10 protein-coding genes are annotated in these 13,787 nt (G+C 31.7%); all 10 read right to left on the bottom strand.

Features of this window, described 5'->3' with window-relative positions:
• Positions 1-11 precede the first annotated feature (11 nt).
• The 10 genes from sppA to lon all read right to left on the bottom strand — a co-directional run bounded on the left by sppA (position 12) and on the right by lon (position 13,786).
• Positions 12-1,730 carry a signal peptide peptidase SppA gene (gene sppA, locus ACMOUI_RS12550; RefSeq protein WP_418966032.1) on the bottom strand — a complete coding sequence of 573 codons (1,719 nt, stop codon included), beginning with the start codon at positions 1,728-1,730 and terminating at the stop codon, positions 12-14.
• Between the two features lie 3 nt (positions 1,731-1,733).
• Positions 1,734-3,563, bottom strand: coding sequence for an oligoendopeptidase F (pepF, locus tag ACMOUI_RS12545; RefSeq protein ID WP_418966056.1), 1,830 nt, complete (start codon positions 3,561-3,563; stop codon positions 1,734-1,736).
• 240 nt (positions 3,564-3,803) lie between these two features.
• Positions 3,804-5,036, bottom strand: a complete 1,233-nt coding sequence (locus ACMOUI_RS12540) for a uracil-xanthine permease family protein (protein ID WP_418966031.1) — start codon at positions 5,034-5,036, stop codon at positions 3,804-3,806.
• A gap of 61 nt (positions 5,037-5,097) precedes the next feature.
• Positions 5,098-5,745, bottom strand: coding sequence for a thiamine diphosphokinase (locus tag ACMOUI_RS12535; RefSeq protein WP_418966030.1), 648 nt, complete (start codon positions 5,743-5,745; stop codon positions 5,098-5,100).
• Entirely contained in the window at positions 5,720-6,556 is an 837-nt protein-coding gene (locus ACMOUI_RS12530; RefSeq protein ID WP_418966029.1) for an endonuclease/exonuclease/phosphatase family protein, read from the bottom strand. Before ACMOUI_RS12530 ends, ACMOUI_RS12535 begins: the two co-directional genes overlap by 26 nt.
• A gap of 39 nt (positions 6,557-6,595) precedes the next feature.
• The gene (gmhA, locus tag ACMOUI_RS12525) at positions 6,596-7,171 is read right to left on the bottom strand and encodes a D-sedoheptulose 7-phosphate isomerase (RefSeq protein ID WP_418966028.1); all 576 of its coding nucleotides are present in this window, start codon (positions 7,169-7,171) and stop codon (positions 6,596-6,598) included.
• A gap of 22 nt (positions 7,172-7,193) precedes the next feature.
• Complete coding sequence (locus ACMOUI_RS12520; protein ID WP_418966027.1) at positions 7,194-8,060, bottom strand: LysR family transcriptional regulator; 867 nt, start codon at positions 8,058-8,060, stop codon at positions 7,194-7,196.
• Between the two features lie 139 nt (positions 8,061-8,199).
• Complete coding sequence (locus ACMOUI_RS12515; protein WP_418966026.1) at positions 8,200-10,860, bottom strand: valine--tRNA ligase; 2,661 nt, start codon at positions 10,858-10,860, stop codon at positions 8,200-8,202.
• Between the two features lie 11 nt (positions 10,861-10,871).
• On the bottom strand, positions 10,872-11,465 hold the full coding sequence (gene yihA / locus ACMOUI_RS12510; RefSeq protein WP_418966055.1) for a ribosome biogenesis GTP-binding protein YihA/YsxC: 594 nt from the start codon (positions 11,463-11,465) through the stop codon (positions 10,872-10,874).
• A 17-nt stretch (positions 11,466-11,482) separates the two neighbouring features.
• Positions 11,483-13,786 carry an endopeptidase La gene (gene lon / locus ACMOUI_RS12505; RefSeq protein WP_418966025.1) on the bottom strand — a complete coding sequence of 768 codons (2,304 nt, stop codon included), beginning with the start codon at positions 13,784-13,786 and terminating at the stop codon, positions 11,483-11,485.
• Between the last annotated feature and the right edge of the window lies 1 nt (position 13,787).

The following is a 13,787-nucleotide window of genomic DNA, read 5'->3' as shown; positions in this document are numbered from 1 at the left end:
CAACTAGAGATTTAAAAGCTTAGATATAAAATTGGTTTGAAGAACATATCCTCATTTTCAATAAGTGCCTTAATATTTTTACTATCAGTTAAAGATTTTAATGAAAAAAGAGTTTGAATCGGTAATAGAGTGGATTCAAACATAGATTTTAAATCCTCTTCATATGGTATTTCAACAACAGAGTAGTTATCATTGATACTCAAATCTGTAGCTAAAGTTTTGATAGTTTTATTTATTCCACCTATTGAATCAATAAGTCCATTATTAATAGCTTCCTCACCTAGCCAGATTTTTCCTTGAGCAATATTTTCAACATCTTTCAAAGGTAAATTTCTACCATAGGCAACTTTATTTAAAAACTCGTTGTAAACTTTAAGGTTTGAGCTATATATTTTCTCACGTCTTTCTGGAGTCATAGGAGCTGTTAAAGAGTATAGGTCAGAAAATTTTCCAAGGGAAATATCATTTACATTGACTCCAACCTTGTCAGTTAACTCCTTAAAGTTAGGAATAAGACTAACTACTCCAATGGAACCAGTTATACTATTTTTATCTGCAAAAATTTTCTTAGCTGCTGTGGAAATATAGTAACCTCCAGAAGCTGCAACACTTCCAATAGAGACATAGACAGGTTTTTCCACATTTTTAATGGAGTTACAGATGACATCTGAGGCTAGAGCAGAACCCCCAGGAGAGTTAACTCTGATAACAATCCCTTTAATGCTATCATCCTTAGAAGCCTTATCTAAAGCTGATATAAATTTATCAGGAGTTATTACACTAGATGTAGGATTTTTTGAGGCAGTATAACTAATCTCTCCATCAGCGTAGATAATTGCAATTTTTTGATTGGATACGCTCTCTTTAATAGATGGAGTGTAGTTCTCAATCTCAGTGATATTTTCAATCTCTCTCTCTTTTTTGAAGTCTTCCCAGTATTTAAGAGAGGAAATTAATTTATTATTTTTTAGAGTAGAGGAAGATTCTCCCATTAGGTCTCCTGAAAGAACCAAAGAGTTAAGAGTATTTTGATCTAAAGATAAATTTTTAGCTAAATCATCTACAAAAAAAGAGTAACTTTTATCTAAGACTCTTTTTAAATCTGCCCTGTTCTCTTCAGACATCTGGTCTCGAGTATAGTTTTCGCCATATGTTTTAAAATCACCAACATGGACAACTGTAACATCTATTCCCAGTTTTTCAGTCAAGTTTTTAAAATATGGGATATCTTTGTTATATCCAGTGATATTAACAGCTGTAGATGCAGCTGGAGGCATTATAACCTCATTGGAATAACTACTTAAAAGTAGAGAGTTATTATCTAACATAGCACTGTAGGAGTAGATTGGTTTATGAGAGGTTTTAAATTCATTTAAAACCTCTCCTAGCTCACTGATTTGAGTTCTACTTAAAGAGTTATCATCTAAAAATATAATAAGACCTTCAACATTACTATCATTTTTAGAGATAGCTATATTGTTTAAAAGCTGATAAAAATTTATATTTTTAGAGTTAAAATTAAATGGACTTTGAACTAAAGTTTCATTGTACTCTTTAGATAAGTCTATTTTTAAGTATGACTTTTTAGCTATCGGAGTTTTTTTATTTTTATCAAAATAGCTAAAAGCAAGAATTATTAAGAATATTAAAAAAGCAAATTTTATTATCATAGAGGAGATCTCTCTAATAACAAATTTAAAAAAACTCAGTATCCAACTAATTAAGAACATATATTAGATATCTCCTTTCTCTTTCTTTAGTTCCTCTTCTAAAAGGTCTAGCAATCTGTTAAACTCTGTAGCAACAGCATAAAAAGCATCTTTTTTACTTAGGTCTACCCCAGCTTTTTTTAACTGGTTCATAGGATGATCATTTCCACCTGATTTTAAAAGAGTTAAATAATCTTTTTTAGCAGCCTCTCTCTCTTCTAAAGAGTATTTTGGATTTGTGATTCTATCGTATAGGTTTGCTGATGATGCAAAGCTAGTAGCATATTGATAAACATAGTATGGGGAGTTATAAAAATGAGGGATTCTAGCCCAAATAATCTTTTGTAACTCATCCATAGTTAACTCATTACCAAAGTATTCTGTAAATAGAGTGCTCATAATATTGCTTAAAACATCGGAAGTTATAGCTCCTCCATTTTCAACAATTTGGTGGGCTTGATACTCATAGTCGGCAAATAGTGTCTGGATATAGTAAGTCCCAACAATGCCACCGATAGCTTGTTCAATAAGTGCAATTCTCTCTTTAGGATCAGTGGTATTTTTTAACATATTATCTAAAAGTAATCTCTCATTGAACGTCGAAGCGACTTCAGCAACAAAAATTGTGTAGCTACTGATAGAGTAAGGTTGATTTCTAGTGGATAACATAGAGTGCATAGTATGCCCTAACTCATGTGCTAAAGTAAATACAGAATCCATAGTTCCGTTGTAGTTAAGTAGCATATATGGATGGACATCATAGATATTTAAAGAGTATGCTCCACTTCTTTTATTAGGTGTTTCATAGACATCTAACCACCCTTCACTCAAGGCAGTATTTAGGTCTTGATAGTAATCTGTTCCTAGAGGTTTAACAGATTCTAATACAGTATCTTTAGCCTCTTCATAGGAAAACTCTCTATTGTAATCAACAATATTTATAGAGTTATCATAGTAGTGATACTCTTTTAAATCCAACGCCTTTTTTCTTAAACTAATGTATCTTTTTAAAGGTGCTGTATTCTCTCTAGTAGACTCAATTAGAGATGTATAAACCTCCACAGGAATATCGTTAGGATTTAAAGCTTTTTCTAAGCTTGATTTATAGTTTCTAGATTGTGCTGTTGAAAAATCTCTTTGTAGTATACTTTTATATATTGAAGCATATGTGTTTTTGTTGACATTAAAGGAGTTATAAAGAGCTTCAAAAGCTTTTTTTCTATCCTCTTGATCTCTATCTGTTGAAATAATTTTAGAGTATACTCCATTTGTAACAAAAGTCTTGCTTCCATCAGCTAGTTCAATCTCATTCCATTTTATATCAGAAGTGGAAAGCTCACTGTATATATCAGAAGGTATTCCTAGATATTGACCAAAATATGAGAGTAACTTCTCTTTATCGGCGGATAAAACGTGTTCTTGTAATCTGTAAATCTCCATTAAGGGGAATCTATTAGCTTCTAAAACTGGGTTTTCATCAATCCATGTAATCATAGTTTCCTTTGGAATAGTCAGAATTTCAGGAGTAATCCAAGATGATGCAATTGAATAGTTAGCATAAATCCCTTCAACCTCTTGAAGTTTTACTGATGCGTTTTCATTTGTTGAGTCCAAATCTCTTTGTAGATATGGATAAAGATAAACTTTATCTAAAAGTCTAGATATCTTCTCATCAAGATTTATAAATTCAACAAATGTGTTAGAGTTTTCAGATATTTTTCCATGATATTTAGGAATCTCAGACATAAGTTCTTTAAGAGTGGCTAAATCTTTTTCCCAATCCTCCCAATTTGGATAGATATCATTTAAGTTCCATTTGTATTGTTGCGCAATTTCATCTCTGTTTTTTAACATAGAAGAGTCCTCCTTTTTAATTTCTTGCGTAGATTTTTTTAAAGTAGTTTGAGAGTGTGATGATTTTTTTTCATAAAAATATTTCCCAACAAATGCTAAGTTTGCAATAATAATAATAAGAACTATAAATTTTTTCATCTAATCCCCCTTTATTCCTTTATTATATTTTATATATTACAACAAAAAATAAAAAATAGGAAGAAAAGCTTAAAACTTCTTCCTATTTTAATTAAGATATTTTTATTTGTCCAGTTGATCCTTAGGTAATATTTTATTTAATGTAACTCCGATTAAGGCTGCAATAGCTAATCCAGAAAGTGAAACAGTTTTCCAAATAATAATATTATCAATGGCAATACCTAAAACAAATATAAGAGACGCGATTAAAAGATTTCTTGAATGAGAAAAATCAATCTCTGCATCAATAACAGTTCTAACTCCAACTGAAGCAATCATACCAAAAAGAATTATAGAAACTCCACCCATAACTGGTGTTGGAATAGTTTGTAAAATAACTCCAAATTTTCCAATAAAACTTAAAACAATGGCATAACAAGCTGCAATTCTTAAAATCGAAGGATCATAAACTTTAGTGACTGCAAGTACACCAGTATTCTCACCATATGTTGTATTCGCAGGCCCTCCTAAAAATCCAGCAGCTACAGTAGCCACTCCATCACCTAATAAAGTTCTTGAAATACCAGGATTTTTAAAGAAATCCTTTCCAACAACAGCTCCATTTGTTGTGATATCTCCAATATGCTCAATGAATACAACAAGAGCTATTGGTGCAATCGCCAATATAGCTGTAGCTGAGAATTTAGGTAAAGTCAATAGATTACCTAGAGCATCTTTTGAGAAACCAATCCAATTAGCGGCAGCGATAGGTGCAAAATCAATCAGACCTAAGAAGATAGATACCACATATCCAAGAATAACAGATATAAGAATAGGAACTAATCTAAAGAATGATTTTTCTAAAATTGAGATAGTTATCATAGAAATTACCACTATAAGAGCAACAATAAGGCTTTTTAAATCAAAATGCCCATTTGAATATCCAGCCATAGAAAGTGCCACAGGACTAAGTCTAAGTCCAATAACCATAATAATAGGTCCTACAACAACAGGTGGGAAAAATGATTTGATCTTTTCTACACCAAATATTCTAATCATCCAAGACATAAAGATATAAACGAATCCAGCAGAGATAACTCCACCTTTAATAGCAGCAATTCCCTCCTCTTTTAAAACAAGAGCTAGAGCCCCAATAAAAGCAAATGATGAACCTAAAAAAACAGGAACAATTCCCTTTGTGCAAAGGTGGAAAAGAAGTGTTCCTACTCCTGCAGAAAGTAAAGCGATAGATGGATTTAAACCAGTTAAAAATGGAACTAATACAGTAGCTCCAAACATAGCTAGTACGTGTTGGATTCCAAGTAAAAGTTTACTTTTTGTAGATAAATTAGTCATTATTAAACGCCTCCATAAAAATTTTTACTATTAAATAGCCTACATCATTTTAAGACTATTGTCAATCTAAACTTAACACTCCAATTAGTTTTCCTTCAGTAAAATTTATAGATGCAGTATCTTCAGTAATAATGTTACTTAAACATGTTGAATCACCTCTATGTAGTGTGTGATTTTTAAGAGGATATAAAAAACCATCTAAAGTAAGATTTTTAACCATGTCAGAGAAACAGATAAAAGATATACGTTTATTTTTATTTTTATTGATAATAAAATTAGGAGTAACCAGAAAAAGTTTCTCTAGTTGATCTAAAAAAATAAGGTTACTATATTTAAAAATAAGATTTATATTTGTTAAAGTGTGATCTATTCGACCACCAAATCCACCAACTACATAGATTTTATCATAGTTTAGTGAAGAGACATAGGAGATTAAAAGCTCACCATCTGTAAAATCCTTATCTCTGTTAAATGTTTTTATGATAACATTATTGGACTTTAGCATATCTAAAGAGTTGCTATCTAAAGAATCAAAGTCTCCCCATACCTCTTTTGGAATATAGTTTAATTCAAGAGCTTTTTTAGCTCCTCCATCTGCACAAAAAAGATGGTTGGAATCGATATTTAAATTATCGTAAAAATTTTTACAGCTGGGGAACTGTCCATTTAAAAATATAAAAGCGTTAGTCATCATCAAACTCTGTATCAACCACAATAAAAATAGGTAGGTGATCAGAGACCTCCTTTCTTGTTTTTATAAACTCATTATTAGTGATATCTAAAGCACCACTTTCTCCTTTAAACTCCCGTGTGTATTTTTTAGAAAGAAAAAGATTATCATATGAGTTAGCAAATCCCTTAGTTCCAATAGTGGTTTTAATAGTTGGATCTAAAGAGTAGATAATCTCATCCCTGTGTGTTAAAAGAGGTTCAAAAGCTGAGTCATTGGCAGGAAGATTAAAATCCCCTCCAATTAAAATATCATTTTCAAGAGGGTCTAAATTCTGAAAATAGTTATAGATATCTATAAATTTTCTAGCTTCAAACTGTCTTTGAGATATTTTTTTACCATATATAGAGTGTATTAAAACATAGGTAAAATCAAAATTTCCTATTTTAAAGGTTGCTCCATAGGGCTCACGAATAAAGTCATTATCTGTATCGGGATAAAACCCTTCGCTTTTAATGAAGGTAACTCGATCTTTTTTATAGAGATAGGCATAGTATTCCTTATATTCATCTGTGCCAACAGGGTATGGAGATATTTCATAGCCCCACTTTGAATCACTGATTTTTTCCACTTCAGAGATAAGTTTATAAATCCCTTTTTTATTCATAACTTCAACTAGACCAACAATGTCAAAAGGCTCTATAGATTTTGCTAGATGTTCAAAATTCTTTTCGCCCTTTCCTAATCGTAAGGTATTAAATGATCCTATATAGGCTTTATTTTCCTTTTCATTTGAAAAAGAGAGTGTAAAAATAAAAATCAATAATATAAATATATTTTTAATAGTCATATAAATCTCCTTAAAAAAAATACCCTAAAAAGGGTATTCTTAATAATTTTCAGGGAACATTATCTTTTCGACACCTTCGATAATAATGTGTAGTATCATCATATGTATCTCTTGGATTCTATCAGAAGTATTTCCAGGAATGATAAACTCATAATCACACATCCCTTTAAGTTTTCCTCCATCTTTTCCAAGAAGAACAACAGTTTTTAGTCCCATTTTTTTTGCGGCTTCAACAGCTTTTATAACATTTGTTGAATTTCCACTTGTGGAGATGCCTATAAACATATCTCCCTCTTTACCATAGGCTTCAACGCCTCTAGAAAATATATAATCAAAACCATAGTCATTACCAACGCAAGTTATATGAGATGAGTCAGATAAAGAGATAGCTGGTAAAGCTCTTCTATCTTTTCTAAATCTTCCTGTAAACTCTTCAGCGAAATGTAGAGCATCACAATTACTTCCACCATTTCCACAGATTAAAACTTTATTACCATTTTCAAATATAGCAGCTAAATCTTTAGCCACCTTTTCAGTTTCTTTTTTTTCAGCTTCCTCTTTTATGAAACTCTCTAAAAGAGATGCTGTTATTTTATATGAATCTAATAAGTTCATATTAGCCTCCTAAATTATAAAATTAAAGTTTAAAATTCTTAACGAAGTTGATAAATTTAATTATGTGAGCTAAGTTTTTCTTATCTTTTGTTATAACAATTTGATAAGAGTCTGTAACTTCATCAATAGTTCTGATAACTTTAAATTCATCACTTTGTATCTCCTTATAAACAGCATAGTAAGGCAAAATAACATTACCAATACCCTCTTTAACCATCCCTTTAATAACACCTAAATTTCCAACTACTGGAATTTTTGTATTGAAGCAGATATGGTTTTTATCCTCTAAATGACTGATAGCTTTGTCATTATTATAGATATTTTTTCTAGAGATTAAAGGCTCTTTAGAAATAGCCTCTAATTTTTGAGTATTTTTTATTCCAACAAGTATGTATGGAACAGAACCAACAGTGATAACTTCTAAATTAGGGTCAGTAATATGTTCCTCATCTATTAAAAGAATATCTAGTTCCCCCTCTTTTAATAATTTTAAAAGCCACGCTTTAGTAGAAATAGTAATATCATATTCAATTTCATCATGTAAAGATATAAAGTCTTTCATTAAAAGAGGTAATAGAGGTTCTCCAATAACAGATGTAGCCCCAATAGAGATCTTAGCCTTATCTAAATTGATAATTCTTTCCATCTCTTTTTCAGCTCTTTTAACTTTTTCAAAAATCTCCTCTGCCATTTTAAAAAGTGCTTCCCCAGTATAAGTCAATTTTATTTTCTTAGAACTTCTATCAAAAAGTTTAGAATTTAAAATCTCTTCGAATTTTTTTACTTGTATTGAAACCGCTGATTGATTTATGTATAATTTATTAGCTGCTTTAGTAAAACTTTTTTCTTTAGCTACTTCATAAAATATTCTTAAATAATGTAAATCCAATTGTATCACTCCCAACTATTATTATTATGTATAGTTACCATTCTATTTTAGCATAATTTTAACATAATGAATACAATTTATTTAAAAAAAGTAGTAGGAAGTAAATTCCTACTACTTAGAAAGCTTTAAAGTGATACTATTATTGGAAGTTTTTTAGGTTTTCCATTAGTTTATCATACTTGTCTTGGAACTCTTCTTGAATTCTTTTTTCTCTATCTAAGATATGAGCAGGAGCTTTAGATGTAAATCTTTCATCAGAAAGTTTAGCATTAACCTTATCTAAATCTTTTTTAACTTTTTCAAGTTGCTCATTAATTTTTTTGATCTCCGCTTCAACATCTAAAAGACCAGTTAATATCATGAATACCTCAGAGTTTCCGTTAACTCTAAATCCACTTTGCTCCGGAGTAGGTAGGTCAGCTCCCACAGTTAATTCCTCAATTTTAGCAAGTTTAGTTATAAATAACTCATTTGCTTTTAATGTTTCCAACTCTGTAGGGTTAGTTGTTCTTATAACAACTTTTGCTTCTTTAGCTGGAGATATACCTCTTTCAGCTCTGATATTTCTTAAAGATGAAATTAATCCTTGAATATACTCAAAAGCTTTTTCTTTCTCATCACTAACAAGAGCTTCGTTACAAGTAGGATAGTTAGCTAACATTATAGTCTCTCCATCCACTTTTATTTTTTGCCAAATCTCCTCAGTGATAAATGGCATAAATGGATGTAGAAGTTTTAAACCAGCCTCTAAAACTGTCCATAAAACATACTGGGCAGTTTGTCTAGATTGAACTCCAGACTCCTCTTTATTGTACAATCTAACCTTAGCCAATTCAACATACCAGTCACAGAAATCCCCTCTTAAGAATTCATAGATTGACTTAGCAGCTTCATCCAATTGGAATTTCTCCAATTTATCAGCAACATCCTTAGAAGTTTTATTTAATTTAGAGAAGATCCACTCATCAACTAATTCAAGTTGAACATCTGTTTTATCAAATGCTTTTATATCGAAATCCTCAAGATTCATTAAAACAAATCTTGAAACATTCCATATTTTATTAGCAAAGTTTCTACCCATCTCTATTAATTTTTCAGAGAAATGAACATCTTGTCCCTGTGATGTATTATATAACATAGTAAATCTAATTGCGTCAGCTCCATATTCACTGATTAAATTTAGTGGATCAGGTGAGTTACCCAATGATTTAGACATCTTTCTACCGATTTCATCTCTAACGATTCCGTGTAAATAAACATTTTCAAAAGGGATGTCATCCATAGTGTACATACCAAACATTACCATTCTAGCAACCCAGAAGAATAGAATATCGGCACCAGTAACCAGTGTAGAAGTTGGATAGAATTTCTCTAATTCAACTGTTTTATCAGGCCAACCTAAAGTTGAGAATGGCCATAGAGCAGATGAGAACCAAGTGTCAAGAACATCAGTTTCTTGAGTTAGCTCAACGTCTTTTCCATAGTGTGCTTTAGCTTGAGCGTAGGCCTCATCCTCTGTTTTAGCGACAAATATGTGCATATCAGGACCATACCAAGCAGGTATTCTATGTCCCCACCAGATCTGTCTAGAGATACACCAATCTCTGATGTTCTCTAACCAGTTATAGTAAACTTTTTCCCATCTCTTAGGCATAAGTTTAACTTTTCCATTTCTAACAACCTCTAGAGCTCTTTTTGCAAGAGGCTCCATTTTAACGAACCATTGTTTTGAAACTCTAGGCTCTACAACTGTATTACATCTGTAGCATCCTCCAACATTGTGAGAGTGAGATTCAATTTTAACAAGGAATCCATCTTTTTCAAGATCAGCAACAATCTCTTTTCTAGCATCAAATCTATCCATACCTGCATATTTAGGGTAATCATTAACAACCTTTCCATCAGGAGTCATCATATTGATGATAGGTAAGTTAAATTTTTGTCCTAAAGCGAAGTCATTAGGGTCATGAGCTGGAGTTATTTTTAATGCTCCAGTTCCAAATTCCATATCAACATACTCATCAGCAATAACTGGAATCTCTCTACCAACAAGAGGTAAGATAACATTCTTTCCAACTAGATGAGAGTATCTTTCATCATTAGGATTTACAGCTATAGCAACGTCAGCAAGCATTGTTTCAGGTCTTGTTGTAGCTATGATTAAGAACTCCTCAGAATCCTTTACTGGGTATTTGATATTCCATAGAGAACCAGCTTTTTCCTCATGCTCAACTTCGTCGTCAGCAAGGGCAGTTCCACATCTTGGACACCAGTTAACCATGTACTCCCCTTGATATATAAGTCCATCATTAAACAGTTTAATAAAGATATCTTTAACCGCTTCAGAAAGCCCTTCATCCATAGTAAATCTTTCTCTATCCCAATCTAATGAAGCACCGATTTTTCTAAGCTGAGTAGTGATAACACTACCATATTGCTCTTTCCACTCCCAAACCTGTCTGATAAACTCATCTCTACCTAAATCCTCTTTAGTTAGACCCTCATCAGCTAATTTTCTTTCAACTTTATTTTGAGTTGCAATTCCAGCATGGTCTGTTCCAGGCATCCAAAGAGTGTTGTAACCACTCATTCTCTTATATCTAACCAGTACATCTTGAATACTATTATTAAGAATATGCCCCATATGTAATATACCAGTTACATTTGGAGGTGGGATAACAATAGAGTAATTTGGTTTGCTATCATCTAAAGTAGCAGCAAAAAACTTCGATTCCTCCCAATATTTATACCATTTTCCCTCTATTTCATTAGGGGAATAAGTAGTAGCTAATTCATTCATTTAAAATCCTCCTATTCAATTTCTCCCTTTAAACAACTTTCAATATAATTTAAAATTTGTTCTTTTCCATTATTATTTAATGATGAGTGGAAGAAAACATCATCGTTATGGAAATCAATTTTTGTTCTTATATCTTTTAGTGCTTTAAATTTTTCATTATTAGATACTTTATCCATTTTTGTAAAAATAATTTTAAATGGAGTTCCAAAGTGATCCAACCAATTAAGCATTTCTAAATCTTCACCACTAGGAATTCTTCTTATGTCCAGTAAAACAAAAACAAGTTTTTTTCTAGGACTAGCAAGATATCTTTCCATAGTTAGGCCCCACTCTTTTTTCATCTCTTTAGGAACCTTAGCAAAACCATATCCAGGTAAATCAACAAAGAAAAACTCTTTGTTGATTAAGAAATAGTTAATTAACTGTGTTCTACCTGGAGTTTTACTAGTCTTAGCTAGCTTATTTCTTCCAGTAATACTATTTATAAGAGATGATTTTCCAACGTTAGATCTCCCAACAAAGGCAAATTCAATATGATTCAACTCCTCAGGATAATCTTTTTCAAATACAGCTGACTTTGTAAAATCTGCTTGTTTTATAATCATCATGTTACCTCTTTTCATTATTTTTCAAGAGCAAGTTTTTCAACATCATCATATGTAGAAGCAAAGTATATTTTAATATCCTTCATAACTTCCTCTGGAATCTCTTCAACATCAACTTTATTATCCTCTGGTAGGATTATATTTTTAATTCCAGCTCTATGAGCTCCAATAACTTTCTCTTTAATTCCACCTACAGGTAAAACTTCACCTGTAATTGTAATTTCACCAGTCATTGCAAAAGTTTGCTTTACTTTTCTACCAGTTAAAACAGATAGAATAGTTGTAGTTATTGCAATACCAGCTGATGGTCCATCTTTAGGTGTAGCTCCCTCAGGGAAGTGAAGATGTATATCTTTTTTCTCTAAAACAGTTGAATCTATTTGGAATCTCTCTAAGTTTGCTTTTAAATAAGTGAACGCAACCATAGCAGATTCTTTCATAACATTACCAAGAGTTCCTGTTAAAGAAAGATTTCCTTTTCCTGGAATCTGAACCCCTTGAACTTCAAGAGTCATACCACCAACAGATGTCCAAGCTAACCCATTAACAACTCCAACCTTAGAAATAGCTTTTTTCATCTTTTCAGGTCTAAACTTAGGGTGTCCTAGATAAGATTCAAGATTTTTAACATTGATACTGATAGATTTAGCTTCGGTATCAATAACTTTTCTAGCTACTTTTCTAAATAGTGAAGAGATCTCTCTTTTTAGATTTCTAACACCAGCTTCTTTTGTATACTCATCTATTATTTTTAATACAGCTTTATCTGTAATATTGATTTTAACATTACTTAATCCATTTTCATCTTGAGCCTGTTTTACTAAGTAGTTATTAGCTATATGAAGTTTTTCAAACTCAGTATATGATGAAAGATTGATAATCTCCATTCTGTCTCTTAGAGGACCAGGTATATTTCTTAAATCGTTAGCTGTAGCGATAAAGAATACTTTAGATAGGTCAAATGGCATATCTAAATAGTGATCTTCAAAGTGCTTGTTTTGCTCTGGGTCTAAAACTTCTAACATAGCAGAAGCAGGATCCCCTTTAAAGTCGCTAGACATCTTGTCAATCTCATCAAGAAGTATAACAGGATTAACACTTCCAGCATTTTTTATAGCTTTTATTATTCTACCAGGCATAGAACCTATATAAGTTCTTCTATGTCCTCTAATCTCAGCCTCATCTCTAACTCCACCTAAAGAAACTCTAACAAAGTTTCTTCCTAAAGAGTCTGCAACAGATTTAGCTAAAGATGTTTTTCCAACTCCAGGAGGTCCAGCTAAACATAGGATTGTTCCCTTCATATTTGGATTTAATTTTTTAACAGCTAAGTAGTCTAAAATTCTGTCCTTAACATCTTTTAAACCATAGTGATCTCTCTCTAAAATGTTATGAGCAAGTTTTAAATCCAGTGTTTCAGGAGTAACAACATTCCAAGGTAACTCTAAAACAGCTTCTATATATGCTCTTGAAACAGTAGCTTCAGCAGAGTAAGGAGCCATTTTTCCAAGCTTTTTTAGCTCAGATTCAAGTTTGTCTTTAGCTTCCTGAGGTAATGAAGAGTTTCTAACTTTGTCATATAACTCATCAGTTTCCTCATCTCCACCAGTTTTTCCAAGTTCCTCTCTAAGAGTATTGATTTTTTCTCTTATAAAGTAACTCTTTTGACTTTCGTTGATTTTCTCTTTAACTTTTTGGTCTACTTTTTGCTCTATCGAAGCAATTTCAATCTCATTGTTTAAAATTTCAAGTAATCTATATCCTCTAACTTTAACATCTAAAAGCTCTAAAAGTTCAACCTTTAAATTTTCTTCAATTTCAAGATTAAAAGCAATTGAGTCAAAAATTTTACCAGCTTTTCTAAGACCTTTTAATTGAACCATAAGTTCTGCACTAACTTGATTAGTCAGTGTAGCATACTCTTCAAATAGACTTATAACTTTTCTTTTAAGAGCTGTTAATTCAGGAGAAGCCTCCTCTGTTGATGAAATTACGCTATAATCAGCGAATAGTACTCCATCCTCTTCCTCAACATTCTCTATAAGAACTCTTTTATCAACTTCAATAAGAACCTTTATACTTTTATTAGGTAAAGGGATAGATTGAACTATATTAGCCAAAACCCCTATTTTATGTATCCCTTCAGGAAGGACAGGATTCTCTTCTAAAGAGTTTTTTTGTAAGCTAAGAACTAATTTATTTTTTGTTTTCATTGCAAAATTCATAGTTAATAAACTTCTTTCTCTTCCAACATAAAGAGGAGAAGCAGTACCAGGAAAAAGAACCATCTCCCTAGTAGGTAAAAAAGGTAATCTACTCATT

Origin of the sequence: Cetobacterium sp. (genome assembly GCF_048470075.1) — a bacterium.
Taxonomy (GTDB): Bacteria; Fusobacteriota; Fusobacteriia; order Fusobacteriales; family Fusobacteriaceae; genus Cetobacterium_A.
The sequence above is the reverse complement of the archived record's forward strand: the minus strand, read 5'-3'. Positions and strand labels throughout refer to the sequence as shown.

Excerpts from the sequence above, each read along its gene's own strand:
- ACMOUI_RS12515 (WP_418966026.1), bottom strand. The coding sequence starts at position 10,860 with ATGAATGAATTAGCTACTACTTATTCCCCTAATGAAATAGAGGGAAAA.
- pepF (WP_418966056.1), bottom strand. The coding sequence starts at position 3,563 with ATGTTAAAAAACAGAGATGAAATTGCGCAACAATACAAATGGAACTTA.
- yihA (WP_418966055.1), bottom strand. The coding sequence starts at position 11,465 with ATGATTATAAAACAAGCAGATTTTACAAAGTCAGCTGTATTTGAAAAA.
- gmhA (WP_418966028.1), bottom strand. The coding sequence starts at position 7,171 with ATGAACTTATTAGATTCATATAAAATAACAGCATCTCTTTTAGAGAGT.
- ACMOUI_RS12540 (WP_418966031.1), bottom strand. The coding sequence starts at position 5,036 with ATGACTAATTTATCTACAAAAAGTAAACTTTTACTTGGAATCCAACAC.
- ACMOUI_RS12530 (WP_418966029.1), bottom strand. The coding sequence starts at position 6,556 with ATGACTATTAAAAATATATTTATATTATTGATTTTTATTTTTACACTC.
- lon (WP_418966025.1), bottom strand. The coding sequence starts at position 13,786 with ATGAGTAGATTACCTTTTTTACCTACTAGGGAGATGGTTCTTTTTCCT.
- sppA (WP_418966032.1), bottom strand. The coding sequence starts at position 1,730 with ATGTTCTTAATTAGTTGGATACTGAGTTTTTTTAAATTTGTTATTAGA.